We start from the raw sequence: 20420 nt of genomic DNA, 5'->3' as shown, positions 1-20420 counted from the left end.
ATGAACATTCGTCTTCTTTCTTTTCCTTCAATCTCTCAAAGCTACTTGATTAACACTATAAGCTAGCAACAAATAAATGAAATGTAGCCCTATAACAAAGGCACTAATTGAAATTACGCTATTTAATTGTAAAGTGAAGTACATGGATTTCAAAAAATCATTCAAAAAGAGTAAGGCAATTCCAGTTTCTAATATTGCACCAATTAATGGCAAATAGAAATATAGTGCTAACTGGTGGAACAAAGAACGCCGAATCATCGCCTCATTAGCCCCTAATCTTCGTAACAAGCGAAAATTCTGTTGATAGGACTCAAAATCCAATAAACTCTTTAATGCCAAAACACTAATCGCTGCAATGAATAAAAAGATACTTAAATTTAACCCAATTACCATAATGCCAATCGCTTCAGCATCTGCCCTTGAAATAACTTGATTTTTTGAAACATTAATCAGATTGAACGCCTTCTTATATTTCTTTACCAGCATCTTATAATTTTTATCTAATAATTTTGCTTGATTTTCCCCTTTTTGATTGTATGTAAAATTACACACTTGCATATACGGACGAAAAGCAATCTCATCAAAAACTTTATCATTTAACACAATATATGAATAAAAACTAAAGAGACCTTCAGCTTGTAATAACATTCCATCTATCACTCTTGGTGGGTTTGCATGAAAGGTTCTAGCAAATAAATGAATATCAGGTATTTTTTTTGCTAAAATAGCTTCAGTTTCAGAATATAATGCATAATTTTTGTCCATAGAGAGGAACGTATATTCTTGGGGAGATAGCTTTATTTTCGGCAGATCAAAATCTCCCGCAATTTGATTATATTGAGAATTTTTTATAAAAACTGGGCGAGAAATATACTGCAGAGGTAGTCCAAAATGTTGAGCTTTTTGAGAATAATCACTAATATCATCCAATGCATATAGTTCGAAATGCTTTTCCTGCTTGGTAAAAGGTGCAAAATAATTGTCTAACTCCTCGCTAATTTGTTGTACCTTTTCATTATCAAACTGGGGAATTTTTTGACCAATCGTCTCATATGGTAAAATTTGGATTTGTTGATCATAGGCTAGATATCGTGTACTATTATACTCAATACTAGTTTTAATGTTGTAACTTCCTAGCAAAATAACTAGCCCCATAAATTGTAATAAACAAATCGTCGCTATCGAAAAAATACTGCTACTAATTTGTTGCGTAAACTGGCGCATTCCAAAACTATGAATCCCACGATAATAATAATTTTTAAACTGAGGCAAAAGAATAGGGATAATCGAAGCAATGCCTAAATAGAGACTGTATGTGCCAACAATAATAGCCAAACAAGCAATAGAAAAATCATCCAAACGATTGAAATCATCTAGACTTCGGCCAATCTGTATCAGTCGCCAAAAACCAAAATACAGACATCCTATACCTACGAAATCAAGCATTCCGCCAATCCAGGGGTTTTGCCACCAATTTTTTTCATTTTTTGACTTTGCTTGAAACAAATCAATTAATTTTGTTTTGCGTAAACTAAACATTCCCAAAATAAATGCCAGTACATATAGAAATACAAAAGTCTGTAAAGTCTTTACCATAGCTGAAACTGAAAATTGAGCAACCATCCATTTAGCAGATTCTACATAGAACTTACCAATCAAAATATTGATCAATTGCGAACAACCTAACCCGAGAATCAAGCCAAAGCCAAGCGAAAGAATACCTATCAAAAAAGTTTCAATCAATAATATGTTCAATACTTTTTTCTTACCCATCCCTAGTAACATATATAAGCCAAATTCTTGTCTTCGTTGTTTAAAAAGATAGGCATTGGCATAAATAATCAAGATTGCAAAAACAAAAGCGATAAAATAATTCAGACGATTTAAAGAATCAAATAACGAATCAAAACTATGCGCAAACTGTCTGGTGAAATGTAGGAATAATGGTTGGTCTTGCAAAGCATTAAAAGCATAGAACATAGAAATACCAATAGACAAAGAAATAAAATAAATAATGAAACTGCGCATACTTTTCACAACATTTCTCAAAGCAATAGATAGCGTATTCATTTTCCCACCTTACTTTCTCTCTTTCTATAATCCTATTCTAACATCTTCCATGATTGAAATCTTTCGCCCAATCTAACCAAACCTTACAATTTTGTAACCTAAAAAGCACGTAACGCCTATAAAAACCGCTACGTGCCAAACTTTAAGCAATGGCTATAAATTCTTCCATCAACTGCACAAAGGCTTGATTAATCTGTTCTTCATCATTTTCGCGTTTTAGATTCAAAATCGGAGTAACTTCATAATCAATTAAGCTATGCGCCACTGGTCGACCATCAATTTCTTCAATCATAATCCGTGGATGATAATTCTTTTCCCCACATGGACCAATGATAATTTTACTCAACTCATACTGATTAAAAGACTTACTCACCAAGCGATAGGTAATCCCTTGATGCACTTTTTCGCCTAAACGCCATTTACTCAATAAGGTTTGCCACAATTCCATCATACAACCACCCTTTCATTATCTTTATTATAGCGTAATTTAAATCGTTTTCAATCTATATCCATAAGTTTTACTACCGTTGCAATTTCTTTTTGTTGCGCTATAATTTAACGTAATTCAGTCAGAAGTCGCCCATCCTCTATAGGTGGGTGATGAATGCCATTCGGTAAGAGGGTTACTGTTGGTAACTCGAAGACCGACAATACAGTACATTGTCTTCTTATTTCGTTCTATGTTATAATCAGTCTATATTAGAAGTGTTCCTTCTTTATTACCATCTTATTTTAGTAACTAAATATCGCAGACAAGTGATAGATGATGACATATCTGATTATGCTAAAGCTACTTTTGAAAGAATTTCAGAATCGTATCACATTACTTTAGTGGAGTGGAATCACGATAAAGACCATATTCATGTCATGTTCAAAGCTCATCCTAAAACAGAATTGACAAAATTCATCAATACCTATAAAAGCGCTAGTTCAAGATTGATAAAACGTGATTTTCCAAGAGTCAAACAGTTTCTTTGGAAAGAAATGTTTTGGTCTAAAAGTTTTTGTCTGTTGACGACTGGTGGAGCACCAATTGATGTGATAAAGAAATACATCCAAAATCAAGGAAACAATCATAAATAGAAAGCAGGTGAACTTTATGGAACGACTAAAAGCGTACAAATTCAGAATCTATCCAACAGAGGAACAAAAAATCTTCTTTGCCAAAACTTTCGGCTGCGTTCGTAAGGTCTACAATCTAATGCTTAATGACCGAAAAAAAGCGTATGAAGAAATTAAAAATGATCCTTCTAAAAAAATGACTTTTCCAACACCGGCTAAATATAAGGAAGAATTTCCATTTCTGAAAGAAGTCGATAGCCTTGCTTTGGCCAATGCCCAACTTCATTTAGATAAAGCATACAAGAATTTTTTTCGGAATAAATCCGTTGGATTTCCACGTTTCAAAAGTAAGAAAAATTCTGTTCAGAGTTATACAACGAATAATCAAAATGGTACAGTTGCTTTGATTGATAATAAATTCATAAAAGTTCCTAAATTGAAATCATTAATAAGAATTAAGCTTCATAGACAACCAAAAGGGATGATTAAATCTGCAATAGTATCACGTCATGCTAGCGGTAAATACTATATTTCTTTGCTATGTAAAGAAGAAATTAACGAGTTACCTAAAACCAATTCTGCAATTGGCATTGACTTAGGTATTACAGACTTTGCAATTCTTTCAGATGGGCAAAAAATTGATAATAATAGATTAACGTCCAAAATGGAAAAGAAATTAAAACGTGAACAACGTAAGTTATCTAAGCGTGCCTTATTAGCTAAGAACAAAGGTATCCCTTTATCTGAAGCTAAAAATTACCAAAAACAAAAACGCAAAGTAGCTAGATTGCATGAAAAAGTAATGAATCAACGTACTGATTTTCTGAATAAGTTAAGTACAGAAATTATCAAAAATCACGATATTATCTGTATTGAAGACTTAAACGTAAAAGGTATGTTGCGTAATCATAAATTAGCAAGAAGTATTTCTGATGTATCTTGGTCTAGCTTTGTGGCTAAGTTGCAATACAAAGCGGACTGGTATGGATGTGAAATCATCAAAGTGGATACGTGGTTTCCGTCTAGTCAGATTTGTTCAGAGTGCGGACATAAAGATGGCAAGAAATCACTCGATATTCGAGAATGGACTTGCCCTATTTGTCATACTCATCATGACCGAGATACCAACGCTAGTATCAATATACTGACCGAAGGTCTAAGAATACAAACATTAGCTTAGGTACAATCAAAAACCGTAGGAACTACGGGGATAGCTTGGTAAATAAGAGAAACCGCTGTTAGTGAAGAAATAAGCTATCAAGTATGCTCTATTCCCAAGAAGCTCTCTCTTTAAGCGTTAAGAACCGTTAGGTTTAGCTAAGTGGTGAGTAGTTCACGAATACAAAAGGAAGAAAAATAGAAAGGTGTGTGGTCACATGATTTTATCTTTTGAAGATGTTTCTTTAATCCGAAATCAACTGACTTTACTCCAAGATATCAATTGGCAAATCAAAAAAGGAGAACATTGGGGGATTTTAGGGCTAAATGGTGCCGGAAAATCACTACTCTTACAATTAATTACTGGAAATCTTTGGCCGACAACTGGTAAATTAACCGTGCTTGGTCAAACATTCGGTCATACCTCTATTCCTGAATTAAACAAGAGAATTGGGTGGATTGCCAATCACATGCAAACACGCATCCCTCAATATGAAAGTGCTGAAATAATTGTCTTGTCTGGAAAGTTTGCAAGCTTTGGCATTTATCAAGAATATAAGAAAAGTGAATTGGAACAGGCAAAAGAAATTTTAGTTCAATTGCATGCCCAACATTTAATCGGCAAACCATTTCAAGTACTTTCTCAAGGTGAAAAGCAAATTGTTTTAATCGCCCGTGCCTTAATCAGTAAACCTGAACTTTTGATTTTAGACGAACCGTGCAATGGCTTGGATTTATTTGCGAAAGAACAATTTTTAGGTTTTATCAATCAATTAATGGAAACACCAGAGGCACCTACTTTGCTTTTTGTTACCCATCATATTGATGAATTACCTGCTAGTTTAAATCAATTATTGATGCTCAAACAAGGTCGAATTTTTGCCCAAGGTCCACTTGATTTATTGATGCAACCTGATAACTTACAAAACTTTTATGAGCAAGCAATTCAAATTATTCCCATTCAGGAAAATCGTGTAGCTATTTATCCAAAATTTGATTAATCAAAAAAGCATCCGTATCGCGCTATCCACAACGTGATACAGATGCTTTTTACATATTCTTTATTATGGATGTGGATTGACCCGCCTCACATCCTTTTTTCTATACGGCGTAAATCGACTAGCCACTTTGCGTATAAGCCAGCTCGTCTAGGAAAGTCTTTTCTTTTCGGACTTTCCCGACGTTCTGGACAAACTTATCTGCTAGTGGCTGATCGAGCCGATTTACGACCTTTATTCTTATCCACGGCGTTCAGCAGCTAGACATTGTGAAATTCGCCCTCCCGCTTGTGAAAATCTCCTTTCATCCGATTTTCCCAGCGGGAGGTAAGCACACGAATTTCTTCATGTCTGAGCAAGCTGCTTCACGACCTTAATCTGTGTTCGGCGGGTAGCTCCTGTGCATCTAAGCCGGCCTGTCTTGGAAAATCTTAAAACATAATGGATTTTCCTGACATTCCGGACAATCTTAGCTGCTTGGAGCTGTTCGACCCGCCTCACATCCTTTATTCTACTAGCCTGTTATTGTGTTTCTTTGGTTTTGCATGTGTGGCAAGGGATGAGTCCTAAGCTGATTTTTAGGGCGTGATCGACTTGCTGCATTTGTTCGACATCTAAGGAACCAATTTTTTCTTTCAGGCGACATTTATCTATGGTGCGAATTTGCTCTGTTAAGACAACTGAATCACGGTCTAGGTTATCCGCATGAGAAGTGATTTCTACATGTGTCGGTAATTTGCATTTCGAAGTTTTCGCGGTAATAGCTGCCACAATTACCGTTGGACTATGAAAATTACCCGTATCATTTTGCAAAATCACGACTGGGCGCACCCCACCTTGTTCAGAGCCCGTAACAGGGGATAAATCCGCAAAAAATAAGTCTCCTCTGCAAATCATGGTCTACCTCTTTTCTTCTATATAGACTCTTGGAATACGCGGCGATAAAAGACACGCCACTTCATAATGAATCGTATCCACGTAATCTGCCATATCTTGTAAGGTTCGTTCTTGTTGGCCATCGCGTCCGACAATCGTTACTTTACTGCCAAGCGCGACTTGTTCTGGTAAACGAATCATCATCTGATCCATACATACTCTTCCAACAATTTCGCATAATTGGCCATTTACTAGTACCTGATAACCCTGGTATTTTCGAATAAAGCCATCTGCATAACCAATTGGCACTGTTCCAATCCATTCGTCTTGCTGAGCCACATAAGTTTTCCCGTAGCCAATTCCTGTTCCTTTTTCAACAAACTTGACTTGGGTTAACGCTGAAGTCAAAGATAAAGCTGGACATAAAGTGATTGGTGATTCAAGCGCTTTACCTGATGGATTTAACCCATACATCGAAATCCCTAAGCGTACGATATTTCCTAAAGTCTCGTGCCAAAGTGTCGTGGCGCTATTTTCCACATGGACATATTTAGGCTGTTGAGATAATGAACCGAGTAAGGCTTTAAACATTGAAATCTGCTGTTTAAAATAACTATCATCCTCTTGGTCAGCTGTTGAAAAATGAGTGAAAATTCCTTCAAAAAGTAAATCTGAATGAGCGGATATTTTTGCTTCTGCTTGATGTAATTCTTCTTTGGTACGAATACCGATCCGACTCATCCCACTATCAATTGCCAAGTGTAATAATAATGGTTTCGATAATGATAAAGTTTGTACCTTAGCAATTAATCCATCTAAATAATCCAAATCCACTACTGGAATACTGATTTCATATTCACTTGCTAATTTCAGTCCTTCATAATCAATCGGTCCTAAAACAATAATCGGTTCTAAAAATCCATTTGTACGTAATTCTAGGGCTTCATCTAAGGTAGCCACACAAAAGCCTACAGCACCAGCCTCGATTGCCGCCTTTGCAACTGGCAGCACGCCATGTCCATAGGCATCAGCTTTCACCACGGCAAAAATCGACTGACCCAAAGCTAGTTTTTGCTTATGTAATTCAATATTTTCTTTAATCGCAGACAAATCGACGGTAATTCTCGTCGGGCGATAATAAGAAGCCTGCATTGTTATTCCTTCTTTCTTGATTGTAAGAGAATTTGCGCAAAGGCTGTATCACGGGTATGGGTAATACTCACTAATACTTCTCCATCAAAAGGCGATTTTGTCACAATAGGCGCACCTTTATCATCGCGTAAAATTTCGATATCTTGGAAACCAACTGCCCCAATACCAGTGTGCCAAGCTTTAGAGAAGGCTTCTTTACATGCAAAACGACCACCTAAAAATTCCACCTGGCGTTTCAATGATAAACCTTCAAAAATCGCTAATTCATTGGGAGTCAATACCCGTTGGATGAAGCTTGATTTCTTTTCAATTATTTCTTGGATACGATCTAACTCCACCGCATCGATGCCAATCCCTTGAATCATATTTCTCTCACTTTCTTCAAAACTACACCCATTCTACCAAAATTTTCTTAAAAAAACAAAAAACATTCTGAAAATTTAAGAGTAATTTATGAACTAAATCCCTATAACTCCCACTACTTCTCAATAAAACATCAAAATATTACCTAAAAATGAGAAAAACCAACCCAGCTAACCTTTTTATACCAGGTAAACTGAATTGGTTAAATGTCTTATTGATTAATGATTACTACGGATAACAAAGCCACGTTTCTTTTCACTTTTATTGTTTTTGCGATTTTCACGGCGTTTGTCTTTACCATAGTCTTTTTTATTGCGACCATATTTACCATCGCGGTTATAGTCACGACGATTACGTGAATTGCCACCACGACGATTATTTTTATTAAAGCCTTTTTTGCTAGGTGGTAATGGACGTTCTGGAGTAATCTTAACTGGAACCATATCAGCTGGGTCTTTCGCAATCGTTTTGACTAATAAAGCTGCTAGATCTTGAGCAGAATATTCTTCTAACAATTCTTCAGCCGCTTGCATGTAACGTTCCAAGCCATTTTCATCCATTTTCGCTTCAATTTCTTCCATTGCTTGGCCTAATTGACCTTTGAACGCTTCTTTTTCGGTTGGTGGACGTAATGGTGTCATGCGTTTTTTGGTTAAGTTTTCGATGACGTGTAAGTAACTCATTTCGTTTGGTGTGACAAAAGTGACGGACACACCCATCTTACCGGCACGACCTGTACGACCAATACGGTGGACATAGCTTTCAGGATCTTGTGGAATATCATAGTTATAAACGTGGGTTACACCAGAAATATCCAATCCACGAGCAGCCACATCTGTTGCGACTAGGATATCTAAATCACCATTTTTAAAGCTACGTAAGACACTCATTCGTTTTTGTTGGGATAAGTCCCCGTGAATGCCCTCTGCTTTATAGCCGCGTGCTTCTAAACCTTTCGCTAATTCATCCACACGGCGTTTCGTACGACCAAATACAATCGTTAATTCAGGGATTTGCACATCTAATAAACGGGTCATGATATCAAATTTTTCATATTCTTTTGCACGTACAAAGAATTGCTCGATTAAATCAGCAGTCATTTCTTTGGTTTTAATCCGTACATGTTCTGGATTTTGCATGAATTGCACACCGATATTTTTGATTTCTGGTGGCATCGTTGCTGAGAATAATAGCGTTTGACGTTGTTCAGGTACTTTAGAGATAATTGCTTCGATATCTTCTAAAAATCCCATGTTTAACATTTCATCTGCTTCATCCAATACCAGAGTTTGCACAGTTGAAAGTTTTAATGTGTGACGGTTGATATGATCAAGCATTCGACCAGGTGTCCCAACAACGATATGGGGACGATTCTTTAACTGACGGATTTGGCGGTTAATATCCGCACCACCATAGACAGCTTGCACACGAATCTTCTTATCACGACCTAAGCGATATAATTCCTCTTGGGTTTGAATAGCCAATTCACGAGTGGGAGCAATCACTAATCCTTGTAGTTGCGCATTGTTTGGATCAATCTTTTCCAACATCGGCAAACCAAAGGCAGCTGTTTTCCCGGTACCTGTTTGGGCCTGACCAATGACATCGCGGCCTTCTAAAGCTAAAGGAATAGTCGCTTCTTGAATTGGGGTTGCCTCTTCAAATCCGCTACGTTCGATTGAAGATAATAATTCTTCTGATAAATTAAGTTCTGTAAATTTCAAATAAATCCTCCTAAATTGAGTAAACACTCGCTTAAATAGACGTTCATTTAGCATCTCGCTAGTCTATTTAAATTTTAGGCGATAAAACGATTGACAAATACTGCCAAATCATGGGTCTATACGTAAAGAAAAGGGCTAGGATAAAGATCTTAGCCCAATTATCTATCTATTAGAAAGCTTTACTTCCTATAATAAATTCTTTGCCAATTGTTTCATTGCACTTTTCCACCAAGTAGCATACCACACTTCGAAACTTTCAGCAAGTTTTCAAGATTTTTCATCTAATTTCTTAGTAGATTCTCATTTCAATTCTGATTAATCCTTCACCGTAGCCAAAACTTCGCGTAATTGTGCGACTGATTTAGCAAATTGAATTTTTTCTTTTGGATCTAGGCGAAGTTCGATAATTTCACGTACACCTTCTTGATTCACCACTGCTGGCACCCCAGTAAAGATGTCTTCTTCGCCAAATTCACCATTTAAATAAGCAGAAACCGGTAAAATCGCATTTTCATTATTCAAAATGGCCTTTACAATCCGCGCAGTACTCATACCGATACCATAATAAGTCGCTTTTTTACGGTCAATGATTTCATAAGCGGCATTTTTTACTTTATCCGCAATGCCTTCTAAATCATCGACATTCAAATATTCATTATTGACAATATATTCTAAAATTGGTTTGGCACCCACTGTGGTATGCGACCAAACAGCCACTTCACTATCACCGTGTTCACCAATGATATAGCCATGCACACTTCTTGGATCAAGATGTAAACGCAAAGCCAATTCTTTTCTAAAACGAGTAGTATCTAGTGTCGTACCAGTACCGATGACACGATTTTTAGGAAGTCCTGAAGTTTGCCAAGCGATATAAGTCAATACATCTACTGGATTAGAGGCAATGACTAGTGAACCGTCAAAACCGCTCGCCATAATTTCCGTAACGATGGATTTCATGATTTTGGCGTTAATATCGACTAATTCTAAACGTGTTTGCCCTGGTTTTTGATTCGCACCGGCCGTAATTACAACAATATCTGCCTCCTTACAATCACTATAATCCCCAGACCAAACATTGACATTTTGGCTCCCCCATGCAACGCCATCTAAAAGGTCAAGTGCTTCTCCTTGAGCTTTTTCCTTATTTACATCAATCAGTACTAATTCATTGGTAATGCCTTGATTAATCATAGAATAAGCAATACTTGTACCGACAAAACCTGTACCTACTACGACGACACGACGACTTGTTTTTTTCATGATTCATTCCTTCTTTTCTATATATTATTTCTCTCAATTTTTCTTACAGGTCTATTTTATCACAAAGTTTCATTTATATAATTATATTTGCTTATAACAGCTATTCGAAAAAATAATGAAAGCTTATTCATGAAATGTCCAATCAAATTCTTCATGATAAACACAAAATGGTAACCCAGCTACCTCTTTTCGATTATTTTGCACATTGAAACCATGAAAATACGCCGTAACCATTATAGCTAGAGTGTTTCTTGATTATTCAGTTAAAAGAGCGACTAATTCAGATAACTGCATCCCATTACTTCCTTTCAGAATGACACTATCTGTTGATTGAATCTCTTTTTGCACTTGTTCTAAAAAGGCTTGTCGTTGCGCTGGAATAAAGTAAGCATGCGGTACGTTTAACTCAGTTAGACGATTGGCTAGTGCTTGCATTTGTTCCCCATAAAGATAGACAAAATCGTAAAGTCCAACAATTGCTTCAGCCATACTTGCATGCATCGCTGAACTATCTGGTCCTAATTCCAACATATCTGCTAAAACAGCTATTCGACGTCCCGGCAAAGTGAGTCGACCAAAACTTTCAAGTACAAGACGCATGGCAGTTGGATTCGCATTATAAACATCACTTAATAATTTAGCCCCATTTTTGGCCTGTAACCATTGTGTACGATTTTTGGTCAATTCTACTTGAGCTAAACCATTTTTGATTTGTTCCATAGAAAGCCCGAAATAGCAACCAATCCCATACGCAATCAAAGCATTTTTGACGTTATATCCTCCTAATACAGGAATAATGAAACTTGCGTCATTTATCTCAAACTCTGTGCTTTCACTCGTTTCATTTACAATTTCAGCTTGCAAATCCCCTTGTCCTAATCCAAATGTTTGCACTTCTTGACTGATTGGTGCAATCAAGTCTGTCAGTAAAGGCTCATCTGCTGGCACAAAAAGGGCGCCATCTTGCGCTAGACCGTCCACAATTTCCATTTTCGCTTTAGCAATGTTTTTCCGTGAACCTAAATTTTCTAAATGTGCTTCTCCAATTAAAGTGATAGCCGCCACATCTGGTTGCCCTAATTGACTTAGAAAATGAATTTCACCTGCATGATCCATTCCCATCTCCAAGATTAACACTTCTGTATCATCTGGCATATGAAGCATCGTATAGGGTACACCTAAATCATTATTGTAGTTGCCTTGGGTTTTATAGGTACGATATTTTTGCGCTAATACACTAGCCGTCATATCTTTGGTGGTCGTTTTACCATTGGAACCAGTAATCGCCACCGTTTTAGGCGCAATTTTTTGTTTATAGTACTGAGCAATTATTTGAAATGCTTGGGTTACATCTTCTACAGGTAACACCACCAAATCACTTGGTACATTGGCTTTCTCTTTTTGCCATAATGTAGCAATCGCACCATTTTCTTTTGCAGCACTGACAAAATCATGACCGTCACGTGTTCCAGGAAGCGGCACAAACAGACCATTCTTTGCAATTTTACGGCTATCAAACTCCACGCTAGAAATTTCTCGCTCATCTACTATGCCAGAAATCCCCAAGACTTGTGCTATTTCTTTAATTGTTAATTTCATTTTTCTTTGTCTCCAATCTGTTAAGGTTACTAAATAGTCACCTGCTAACTTTCAATGAAAAACACCTCTGCAAGATGGCTGCAAAGGTGTTTGGGATATTGATTTTACAATTTATCGCCATCGGGAGCTTCTGTAATTAAGGTTTGACGTTGGTTAAAGCGGTTCAAGCCTAATTGAATCAACTCTTCAATTAAATCACCATAAGGTAAGCCCATTTTTTCCCAAAGGCTAGGATACATACTAAATTGGGTAAATCCAGGCATTGTGTTTAATTCATTTAAGAATAATTCGTTCTTATTGGTTAAGAAGAAATCACAACGACTTAATCCTGAGCCACCAAGCATGGTATAAGCTTTTTTGGCATATTCTTGTGCTTTTTGTTGCACTTCATCAGGTACTTGTGCCGGGATTTGCATCACAATTTTGTTGTCGATATATTTTGAATTATAATCGTAAAAAGCGACATCTTTAACAATTTCACCCGCCATAGTCGTACGAACATCTTCATTTCCTAAAACAGCAACTTCAATTTCACGGGCTTCAATTCCTTGCTCGATAATCACGCGTGTATCATATAAGAATGCTTCATTTAAAGCTGCTTCTAATTCATCACGGTTTTCAGCCTTAGAAATTCCCACGCTTGAACCCATATTCGCCGGTTTGACAAACATTGGGTATAATAAGGAACCTTCGCAATGTTCAAAGATTAATTGTGGATTTTGTTTCCAATGCATGGCTAATACCGGAACATAAGGCACTTGTGGGATGCCACCTGCTTGTAAGACATATTTGGTCATAATTTTATCCATGCCACACGCACTTGCTAAAACCCCTGTACCGACATAAGGCATCTTCAAAGTTTCTAAAAATCCTTGAATCGTCCCATCTTCACCATTTGGTCCATGTAAAAGTGGAAAAACAATTGTCCCTTCCTCTTTAATTGCACCTGGATTAATCACTTGGCCAGTTTTATCTTCACCTTCCCAAATTAAGTGCAGTACTTCTTGGCTTTCAGGTTTTTGGGTTAATAATGGACCTTTTACCCACTGACCATTTTTAGTAATATACACTAATTGAACTTGATAATAATCATAGTATATTGCGTTTAAGACGGAAAACGCTGATAAAATAGAAACCTCATGTTCAGCACTTTGTCCACCATATAATAATGTGATTTTCACAAATATTTCCTCCTATGAATCTGGTGTATTGCTAGAAACCTTTTGCTACTTTGGTATTTTATCACAAAACCTTGTAAAAATATAGAAAAGTCGTAAAATTTATCTCAAATTAAACTTGTCATTAAAAATTCACGAAAAATCACTTGAAATTTAGCTCGATCAGCGCGCGTAAATGGTTTTGGCCCTTTCGTTTTTTGCTTGGCCTTGCGCATTTTGGCTGAGAAATAGCGTTGTTCTAGTAATAATTGGATAGTTTCTGGCAAATAACGCTTGCCTGAATGATGAAAGACTGCCTGCGCACGACCTAAAGCTAACGAGGCAAGTCCATAATCTTGCGTAATCACTACATCTGAGTTGGCTAATTGATTCATAATTGCATAGTCTGCACTATCTGCTCCCTTATCCACATAGACGAATTGTACAAAATCGGGATAATCTTTATTCGAAAAGTGATCAACACTTGTCACAATCATTACCGGCAAATGAAATTCATCGCCTAGTTCAATCACTTCTTCTTTTACTGGACAGCCATCCCCATCAATGACGATACGCATGCTTTCACACCTTTCCTCCGATTTTCTAAGCGTTAGGTAAGCACATGAATTTCTTCGAGGCTTTCCGAGCTGCTTTACGAACATTATATAAAAAGGCCTACCCGATTAACTCAGGTAGACCGTCCAGTACTATTCAATTCATAGCAGAGATTCCCTTTTCCACAATGTAATCTCCAACACCTGCAATCCGGCAGTATATGTGTTGCTGGCTGCGTTTGCGAAATCATTTATCGCATTCGGCTCATCGCATGGCTCTACTTTACCACATGTTGCTCCCAATAGCTAGAAAAAAAGACAAATTGGAGTCGTTTTCTTTAAGTTTCATCTGTTTTTTCTTGTTTTTAACTAGCTTTTTATAGAAATTTTCATTATAATTAAAAACAGTGTAAAAAGCGTGAAAGAGGTAAATAAAATGTCAAAGAAAAAGCCGATAATTATTGGAGTAAGTGGTGGTTCAGGTAGCGGAAAAACAAGTGTTAGTCGCGCAATTTTCAATAACTTTCCCAATCACTCAATCATGATGTTGGAACACGATTCTTATTATAAAGATCAAAGTCATTTATCTTTTGAAGAGCGATTGAAAACTAACTATGACCATCCTTTTGCATTTGATACGGACCTTTTAATCGAACATTTGGAAAAACTTTTAAATTACGAAACGATTGAAAAACCAGTATACGACTATGTTGCCCATACAAGAAGTACTGAGACAGTTATTCAAGAACCTAAAGAAGTCATCATTCTTGAAGGAATTTTGATTTTAGAAGATAAACGTCTGCGTGATTTAATGGACATTAAAATTTATGTCGACACTGATGATGATATCCGCATTATTCGCCGGATTAAACGTGATATGGTGGAACGCGGTCGAACATTAGATTCCATTATCGACCAATACCTAAGCGTTGTTAAACCAATGTATCATCAATTTATCGAACCAACAAAACGCTATGCTGATGTGATTGTGCCAGAAGGTGGCGAAAATCATGTAGCGATTGATTTAATTAATACTAAGGTTGCAACCTACTTTAAAAAAGCTTGATTTATTCAAGCTTTTTTATTTTATCTGCTAACTAGACTGAAACATCGAGCAGCTAAAATTGCTATATCACTGTCAACTAAGAAATAGTAAAACTAACTCCATCCTATGCTTAACATGAAATTTATTCTTATTTGCCTTACAAAATCTGATAAAGGTCATCTAAATTTTGAATAGTATAAGTCGGCTTGATTGTAGGCGTTTCTTGTTGGTTGGCATTTAACCAAATCGTATCAATTCCAGCATTTTGTCCACCTTTAATATCTGAAGAAAGCGAATCGCCAATAATCACTGTTTTTTCTAAATCCACTGGTGCAATTTTGTTAAAAACATGCTGAAAAAACTCAATTCGTGGCTTTTGATAGCCGATTGTTTCAGAGACAAAAATATCTTTAAAATAGGGTAATAATTTTGCTGCTTCCAAGCGCTGATATTGCGTTTTGGCCACCCCATTCGTAACTACATATAAATCTGCTTTATCCGCTAAGTCTGCAACAATGTCTAAACTATTTCCCAATCGTTGTGAGCCTTGATTTAAATACTGTCGATACTCTTTTTCAACTGCCACACTATCCACTTTTTTACCTAACTGTTCAAAAAAAAGGCCAAAGCGTGTATTCAATACCTCTTCACGAGTACATTCGTTCTCTTCAAAAGCTTTCCAAAGGCCTTGGTTGACTATTTGATAACGTTTTAATAGTGAATCGTTTAAATGATAGCCATAATGCTCAAACAATTTAGATAATCCTTGCAATTCTGCAGCCTTAAAATCTAAAATTGTGTCATCTACATCAAACAATAGTGTTGTATATTTCATCTATCTAAAATACTCCTTTAAACTAATTATTTCTTCTCTCGTTAATTTACGATAATCCCCTATTGGTAAATCTGAAGGCAATTGTAAGGGACCAAAGGAAATTCGTTTTAACTTTTCAACTTTCTTGCCCACCGCTAAAAACATTTTCTTTACTTGATGAAATTTACCTTCGTGAATCTCGACTAAAACATGGTGTGGACTATCCGATAAAATAGTTAATTTTGCTGGTAAACATACCGTATCATCTAAGAAGCGAATGCCTTGTTTAAAGCTTTCGATATCCTTCATTTCAGCAGGTTCTTTTAAATAAGCCTCATATACTTTACTAACCTTTTTGCTAGGTTGCAATAAATCATAAGCTAATTGACCGTTAGATGTCAACAATATCAGCCCCTGTGTATAACGATCGAGTCTCCCTACAAAGCATAAATCTTCACGGCGATCTTTTGGTTTTAAACAATCAAAAACAGTTTGATAGGTCGCATCTTTATTAGCAGTCACGACACCACTTGGTTTATGAAGCAAATAATAGACTTCTGTAGTATGCAACGTCTGTCCTGCTACTTCAATATGGTGTATTTGACTATCCACATTGCGTGCTTCATCATATTCTACTTGGCCATCCACTTTGACAACCCCTCTTAAAAAAGTGCGTTTCATCATCTTTCGTGAGAGTTGTAATTGTTCCATAATCAAGGTTCCTAATCTCATCACTACTTGCTACTCAAAACAAGGTCAAATCCATCCACAATTCGAACTTCTATATGCTTTTCTTGGCATTTATTGATTCATTTTATTCTAAACTCAAAAAAACTTTGACTGACAATTGCTTTAGATAGATGTTGAGTTTACATCATTCCACTAACATTTAAATTTTCAATCGCTCTATAGCTTGGTTTTTGCTTGAAGATTGAAGTTTTGACTTGGTTAATATAATCAGTTCTTATGTTTGGTATCTTAAATGAATTTTTGGGATTTTTAACACTTGTTTTTGGATATTTTGACGAGTAGCTTCTCCTTTCGAATTTTGATTTCTTAATTTCAAGCTTTCATATTCTCTTGTATACGCCATTATTTGTCTTTATTTTAACTAACTATTCATTTACTCTTATTTTTTCAGTATAACAAATGTAAACTAAAAAGCAACGACCACACTACTAAATATTTGCCAGTATAAAACGATAGATAGTCACGCATATCAAAGAATTACAATAGGTTAATCGATAGGAATATATTAGCCTCCATCATTAAAAAATTGTAGGCAAAAAAATAGATGACCCCTGGAGTTAATCCAAGGAATCATCTATTCATTTTAAATCAAAAAGTATTTTCCAAGACATCAATAGCTAAAAATTGTCATCTCTTTAATTTACTAATTTGGCTTTAATTTCAGCTAATTCTTGATGGATAGCCACCACTTCACCAGCTAAATCTTTGAAAGTAATTGCATTCATTAAGTGATCTTGTGAATGGACTGTTAATAAATGCACTTCTACTGGATGACCAGCTGCTTCTTGTGCTAGCATTTCTGTTTGTGAATTATGTGCTTCTACTAAAGCTTCATCAGCTTCTTTTAGCTTTTCTTGTGCTTCGTCAAATTTGCCTTCTTTGGCTGCATAAATCGCTTCAAATGCTAAACTCTTGGCATTCCCACCATTGATAATTAGCCCCATGGTTGCCATTAATTGTTCTTGGTCGCGTTGTTCTTTTGTTTTTTCCTCTGCCATTTTATCCCTCTTTACCTAATTATTTACCCATTAATTCATAGGCTTGAGTAACGACTACGGCACCATCCATCATACCATATGCACGCATATCGATAACTGCTAAAGGAATATCTGCGCCATTGTTACGGCCAGCTAATTTTTTCTTGAAGTCGTTTTGCATGTAGCGAACTTGCGGGCCTAATAATACCACGTCAATTTTCTTTGAATCTAATTCATGATCCGCTTCACTCGCTGAAACGGCAAAAATTTCTGCGTCTTTTCCTTGTTTTTCGGCAGCTTCTTTCATTTTTGTCACTAATAAACTTGTAGACATCCCTGCTGCACAACATAACATAATTGTTTCTTTTGCCATAATAATTCCTCGCTTTGACTACTAACGATTAACCGAACGTGCCATTCTTGATACAGTATGACGCATCCCACGCAAGACCTTACTTAATTCATAAATATTCTCGACAGGCGCCACACCCCCATAACCAGCATCACCAATATGTTGTATATCGACACCAGCTATTTTATTTTGTAAAGCAATTGATTGGATAGTTGTCACTGCCGAACTTTCCTGACTAGTCCCAATAGTAGACATGACTAGTGCACCATTACGATGCGATAAGTTTACAATTTCTTTTAATTCTGGCAAATCAAAACCAGGAACAGTCCCAACAGCTGGCACTAAAATGACATCTGCACCTGCTTCGATAAACTTAGCGACACTCTCTAAATCAACTACTGCTTCATCTGCTCCTGCTCCATGCATCTTACCGGCAATAATCAAACCAGAAAAATGCACCTTGGCCATCTGGATAGCTTTGATAATTGCTTGATTTGAAACACCAGTACCCGGATTTCCTGTTAAACAAACAAAATCAAAGCCTAATTGTGCAATTTGCTTAAATGTTTCCTCGTTAGCTTGTCTTCCTTTAACTATCGTCAGTCGTTCTTCCAACATATCCATTTGTAGATCAACTGGTTCTAAATTGACACCGATAGGGCACCCTACCAGTTGGTGCAAGCGATGAACGACATTTTCTTTACTAGACGCTAAACCAAAAATTTCTGGTTCAAAGACATCAAGGCCATTTAACAAAATTAAATCGGCACCAAAAGCTTTTGCAATTTCGGCATTTGTAATATCACCAATAAACGACTCTCGTGGTGCAACATTTTCTGATAATACAACACGTCCTTCGCTAGCTTTAATACTTTGCTTTAACTCAGTTGCTGACATATTGAATATCTCAGATGTATTGGCACTAATCAATCGTTTAACCATAGTATTTCCCACTTTCTTACAATTGTTCTTCTTTTTGGAAGTTCTTTTCAATCATTGAAATGAATGGTAAATAGATTAAAATATCTATAATCACACAAATCAGCTGCAAAATAGAAGCTTTAATATCTCCAGTTGCTAAAACCCCACTAATAATAGGTGGCACAGTCCATCCAGGAGAAGTATAAGTTAATGAAACTAAACCTGAGGCCATGGCAAAATAAGAAATCAATAAATTAATCATAGGTGCCAAGATAAATGGCACAAGTAATAAAATATTTAACACAATTGGAATACCAAACATGGCTGGCTCATTAATATTAAACAAACCTGGCGTCAAAGTAATCGGTGTTAAGGCTTTTGCTTGTTGACTTGCTTTTTTCTTACGAGCTAAATAAGCTAAAGCGATAACCAACCCAATAGTTGCTCCACCACCACCTAAATAGACGAAATTATCCATAAATACGGTAGTGAAGATGTGTTGTAATTGTTCACCAGATTGATGAGCAACACGATTGGCATCTAAGTTAGCCAACCACAACGGTTCCATAATCTTATTTACTAAATTTCCTCCATGAATGCCCACAAACCAGAACAAACTATTTAAACCAACTAAAAGCATTACTCCGAAAGTGTTATTACCTAGTACCCCTAAAGGTTTTCCTAGTACCACCGCAGCAATTTCATGCATATTAGGTAAATGAAGGGCATCTAATAAACCAAAGACAATTAACCAAAAAGATATAATGACAAACCCTGGAATGATTGCGCTGAAACTTTTAGAAACAGCTGGTGGTACAGTATCAGGCATTTTAATTTGAACATTATGATTAATAAACCATTGATAAACATAGCCATTAATTAATCCTAAAATAAGAGCAACAAATAATCCTTTAGATGCCATAAAAGCTGTAGGCATCCCCGCACCGGCTTCACCAGTTACAAATGGCGTTACTGTAATAAATGCAGATAAAGAAACAATTCCACCTGGTACACCGTCTACACCATATTGTTTGACTAAACTATATGCAATACCAAAGCTAGCAACTAAACCAATTAAACCAAAACTGCTATCTACACCTTTCCAAAGGTAATTAGCTACCCCAATATCACCCATGAATTTTTCCCAGCCAGGAATTGGGAAACTAGCTAAAATCATAAATACCGAGCCGATAATAATCAATGGCATCGCAAAAGTAATCCCATCACGAATAGCAACTAAAAAGCGATTTGCACCTAGTTTAGCAGCAATTGGCATCATTTTTTCCTGCAAAAAAACATTTACCTTTTCCATCAAAATATCCTCCTATTAATTATAAAATGATAATAATTATTTCTGTAACAAAAAAGATATCGCGATAATTAATTATTTTTTATTACCAATTACATCATAGCATATGTCGTTCACTTTTGCAAACGATTTCTTGATATAAATCACCGATATTATCTATTATGTTCCGCATATTATGTTCCGCAATAATATAAATAGAATTATCTCTTGTATCATATTGAATCTTCCGAATATTAGGATTATAATAATTATAAAATATAATCAAAAGAGGGCGTA

20 protein-coding genes are annotated in these 20420 nt (G+C 36.2%); 4 read left to right on the top strand and 16 right to left on the bottom strand.

All coding sequences use genetic code 11. The features are described from left to right. Positions 1-27: 27 nt before the first annotated feature. Positions 28-2070 (bottom strand): FtsX-like permease family protein, encoded by a 2043-nt coding sequence (locus tag I567_RS06065; protein ID WP_016251368.1) that lies wholly within the window; start codon positions 2068-2070, stop codon positions 28-30. A 142-nt stretch (positions 2071-2212) separates the two neighbouring features. Beyond that, positions 2213-2518, bottom strand: coding sequence for a hypothetical protein (locus tag I567_RS06060; protein WP_016251367.1), 306 nt, complete (start codon positions 2516-2518; stop codon positions 2213-2215). Positions 2519-2766: 248 nt separating this feature from the next. On the opposite strand from I567_RS06060, the gene tnpA reads away from it, so the two are divergent. From tnpA to I567_RS06045, 3 genes are all read left to right on the top strand, one after another. After that, positions 2767-3153 (top strand): IS200/IS605 family transposase, encoded by a 387-nt coding sequence (gene tnpA / locus I567_RS06055; protein ID WP_034864050.1) that lies wholly within the window; start codon positions 2767-2769, stop codon positions 3151-3153. A gap of 16 nt (positions 3154-3169) precedes the next feature. Next, positions 3170-4312: an IS200/IS605 family element RNA-guided endonuclease TnpB gene (tnpB, locus tag I567_RS06050; protein ID WP_016251366.1), complete on the top strand. Its 1143-nt coding sequence runs from the start codon at positions 3170-3172 to the stop codon at positions 4310-4312. A 196-nt stretch (positions 4313-4508) separates the two neighbouring features. Continuing rightward, the gene (locus I567_RS06045) at positions 4509-5291 is read left to right on the top strand and encodes an ABC transporter ATP-binding protein (protein ID WP_016251365.1); all 783 of its coding nucleotides are present in this window, start codon (positions 4509-4511) and stop codon (positions 5289-5291) included. Between the two features lie 519 nt (positions 5292-5810). Here I567_RS06045 and I567_RS06040 read toward each other — a convergent pair. The 8 genes from I567_RS06040 to I567_RS06005 all read right to left on the bottom strand — a co-directional run bounded on the left by I567_RS06040 (position 5811) and on the right by I567_RS06005 (position 14000). Next, positions 5811-6185 (bottom strand): type II toxin-antitoxin system PemK/MazF family toxin, encoded by a 375-nt coding sequence (locus tag I567_RS06040; RefSeq protein WP_016251364.1) that lies wholly within the window; start codon positions 6183-6185, stop codon positions 5811-5813. Positions 6186-6188: 3 nt separating this feature from the next. Next, positions 6189-7316: an alanine racemase gene (alr, locus tag I567_RS06035; protein ID WP_016251363.1), complete on the bottom strand. Its 1128-nt coding sequence runs from the start codon at positions 7314-7316 to the stop codon at positions 6189-6191. 2 nt (positions 7317-7318) lie between these two features. After that, complete coding sequence (gene acpS / locus I567_RS06030; protein WP_016251362.1) at positions 7319-7681, bottom strand: holo-ACP synthase; 363 nt, start codon at positions 7679-7681, stop codon at positions 7319-7321. 216 nt (positions 7682-7897) lie between these two features. Beyond that, a complete protein-coding gene (gene cshA / locus I567_RS06025) occupies positions 7898-9403 on the bottom strand; it encodes a degradosome RNA helicase CshA (protein WP_016251361.1) in 1506 nt (501 codons plus the stop codon). A 315-nt stretch (positions 9404-9718) separates the two neighbouring features. After that, a complete protein-coding gene (locus tag I567_RS06020; protein WP_016251360.1) occupies positions 9719-10666 on the bottom strand; it encodes an L-lactate dehydrogenase in 948 nt (315 codons plus the stop codon). 255 nt (positions 10667-10921) lie between these two features. Then, the gene (locus I567_RS06015; protein ID WP_016251359.1) at positions 10922-12265 is read right to left on the bottom strand and encodes a UDP-N-acetylmuramoyl-tripeptide--D-alanyl-D-alanine ligase; all 1344 of its coding nucleotides are present in this window, start codon (positions 12263-12265) and stop codon (positions 10922-10924) included. Between the two features lie 104 nt (positions 12266-12369). Beyond that, entirely contained in the window at positions 12370-13446 is a 1077-nt protein-coding gene (locus I567_RS06010; protein WP_016251358.1) for a D-alanine--D-alanine ligase, read from the bottom strand. 104 nt (positions 13447-13550) lie between these two features. After that, a complete protein-coding gene (locus I567_RS06005) occupies positions 13551-14000 on the bottom strand; it encodes a YaiI/YqxD family protein (protein WP_016251357.1) in 450 nt (149 codons plus the stop codon). A gap of 412 nt (positions 14001-14412) precedes the next feature. Between I567_RS06005 and udk the strand changes: the two genes are divergently transcribed. Beyond that, positions 14413-15042, top strand: a complete 630-nt coding sequence (gene udk, locus I567_RS06000; RefSeq protein ID WP_016251356.1) for a uridine kinase — start codon at positions 14413-14415, stop codon at positions 15040-15042. A 136-nt stretch (positions 15043-15178) separates the two neighbouring features. Here the strand turns inward: udk and I567_RS05995 are convergent, their stop codons facing one another. From I567_RS05995 to I567_RS05970, 6 genes are all read right to left on the bottom strand, one after another. Continuing rightward, positions 15179-15856 (bottom strand): YjjG family noncanonical pyrimidine nucleotidase, encoded by a 678-nt coding sequence (locus I567_RS05995; protein ID WP_016251355.1) that lies wholly within the window; start codon positions 15854-15856, stop codon positions 15179-15181. After that, a complete protein-coding gene (locus I567_RS05990; protein ID WP_026209946.1) occupies positions 15857-16567 on the bottom strand; it encodes a 16S rRNA pseudouridine(516) synthase in 711 nt (236 codons plus the stop codon). Positions 16568-17220: 653 nt separating this feature from the next. Further along, positions 17221-17583, bottom strand: a complete 363-nt coding sequence (locus I567_RS05985; RefSeq protein ID WP_016251353.1) for a PTS lactose/cellobiose transporter subunit IIA — start codon at positions 17581-17583, stop codon at positions 17221-17223. A 19-nt stretch (positions 17584-17602) separates the two neighbouring features. Then, positions 17603-17935 carry a PTS sugar transporter subunit IIB gene (locus I567_RS05980; protein ID WP_016251352.1) on the bottom strand — a complete coding sequence of 111 codons (333 nt, stop codon included), beginning with the start codon at positions 17933-17935 and terminating at the stop codon, positions 17603-17605. A gap of 21 nt (positions 17936-17956) precedes the next feature. Beyond that, positions 17957-18856: a DUF7916 family protein gene (locus I567_RS05975; protein ID WP_016251351.1), complete on the bottom strand. Its 900-nt coding sequence runs from the start codon at positions 18854-18856 to the stop codon at positions 17957-17959. Positions 18857-18872: 16 nt separating this feature from the next. Next, entirely contained in the window at positions 18873-20147 is a 1275-nt protein-coding gene (locus tag I567_RS05970) for a PTS sugar transporter subunit IIC (protein WP_016251350.1), read from the bottom strand. Between the last annotated feature and the right edge of the window lie 273 nt (positions 20148-20420).

The sequence above is a fragment of the Enterococcus cecorum DSM 20682 = ATCC 43198 genome (genome assembly GCF_000407565.1).
Lineage (GTDB): Bacteria > Bacillota > Bacilli > Lactobacillales > Enterococcaceae > Enterococcus_E > Enterococcus_E cecorum.
Note: the sequence above shows the minus strand (reverse complement) of the source record. Positions and strands in the feature narration are given on the sequence as shown.

Bases quoted from the DNA above. Each gene is read 5' to 3' on its own strand.
- I567_RS06065 (WP_016251368.1), bottom strand. From the start codon at position 2,070: ATGAATACGCTATCTATTGCTTTGAGAAATGTTGTGAAAAGTATGCGC.
- I567_RS06060 (WP_016251367.1), bottom strand. From the start codon at position 2,518: ATGGAATTGTGGCAAACCTTATTGAGTAAATGGCGTTTAGGCGAAAAA.
- tnpB (WP_016251366.1), top strand. From the start codon at position 3,170: ATGGAACGACTAAAAGCGTACAAATTCAGAATCTATCCAACAGAGGAA.
- I567_RS06045 (WP_016251365.1), top strand. From the start codon at position 4,509: ATGATTTTATCTTTTGAAGATGTTTCTTTAATCCGAAATCAACTGACT.
- I567_RS06040 (WP_016251364.1), bottom strand. From the start codon at position 6,185: ATGATTTGCAGAGGAGACTTATTTTTTGCGGATTTATCCCCTGTTACG.
- alr (WP_016251363.1), bottom strand. From the start codon at position 7,316: ATGCAGGCTTCTTATTATCGCCCGACGAGAATTACCGTCGATTTGTCT.
- acpS (WP_016251362.1), bottom strand. From the start codon at position 7,681: ATGATTCAAGGGATTGGCATCGATGCGGTGGAGTTAGATCGTATCCAA.
- I567_RS06020 (WP_016251360.1), bottom strand. From the start codon at position 10,666: ATGAAAAAAACAAGTCGTCGTGTCGTCGTAGTAGGTACAGGTTTTGTC.
- I567_RS06015 (WP_016251359.1), bottom strand. From the start codon at position 12,265: ATGAAATTAACAATTAAAGAAATAGCACAAGTCTTGGGGATTTCTGGC.
- I567_RS06005 (WP_016251357.1), bottom strand. From the start codon at position 14,000: ATGCGTATCGTCATTGATGGGGATGGCTGTCCAGTAAAAGAAGAAGTG.
- udk (WP_016251356.1), top strand. From the start codon at position 14,413: ATGTCAAAGAAAAAGCCGATAATTATTGGAGTAAGTGGTGGTTCAGGT.
- I567_RS05995 (WP_016251355.1), bottom strand. From the start codon at position 15,856: ATGAAATATACAACACTATTGTTTGATGTAGATGACACAATTTTAGAT.
- I567_RS05990 (WP_026209946.1), bottom strand. From the start codon at position 16,567: ATGAGATTAGGAACCTTGATTATGGAACAATTACAACTCTCACGAAAG.
- I567_RS05985 (WP_016251353.1), bottom strand. From the start codon at position 17,583: ATGGCAGAGGAAAAAACAAAAGAACAACGCGACCAAGAACAATTAATG.
- I567_RS05980 (WP_016251352.1), bottom strand. From the start codon at position 17,935: ATGGCAAAAGAAACAATTATGTTATGTTGTGCAGCAGGGATGTCTACA.
- I567_RS05975 (WP_016251351.1), bottom strand. From the start codon at position 18,856: ATGGTTAAACGATTGATTAGTGCCAATACATCTGAGATATTCAATATG.
- I567_RS05970 (WP_016251350.1), bottom strand. From the start codon at position 20,147: ATGGAAAAGGTAAATGTTTTTTTGCAGGAAAAAATGATGCCAATTGCT.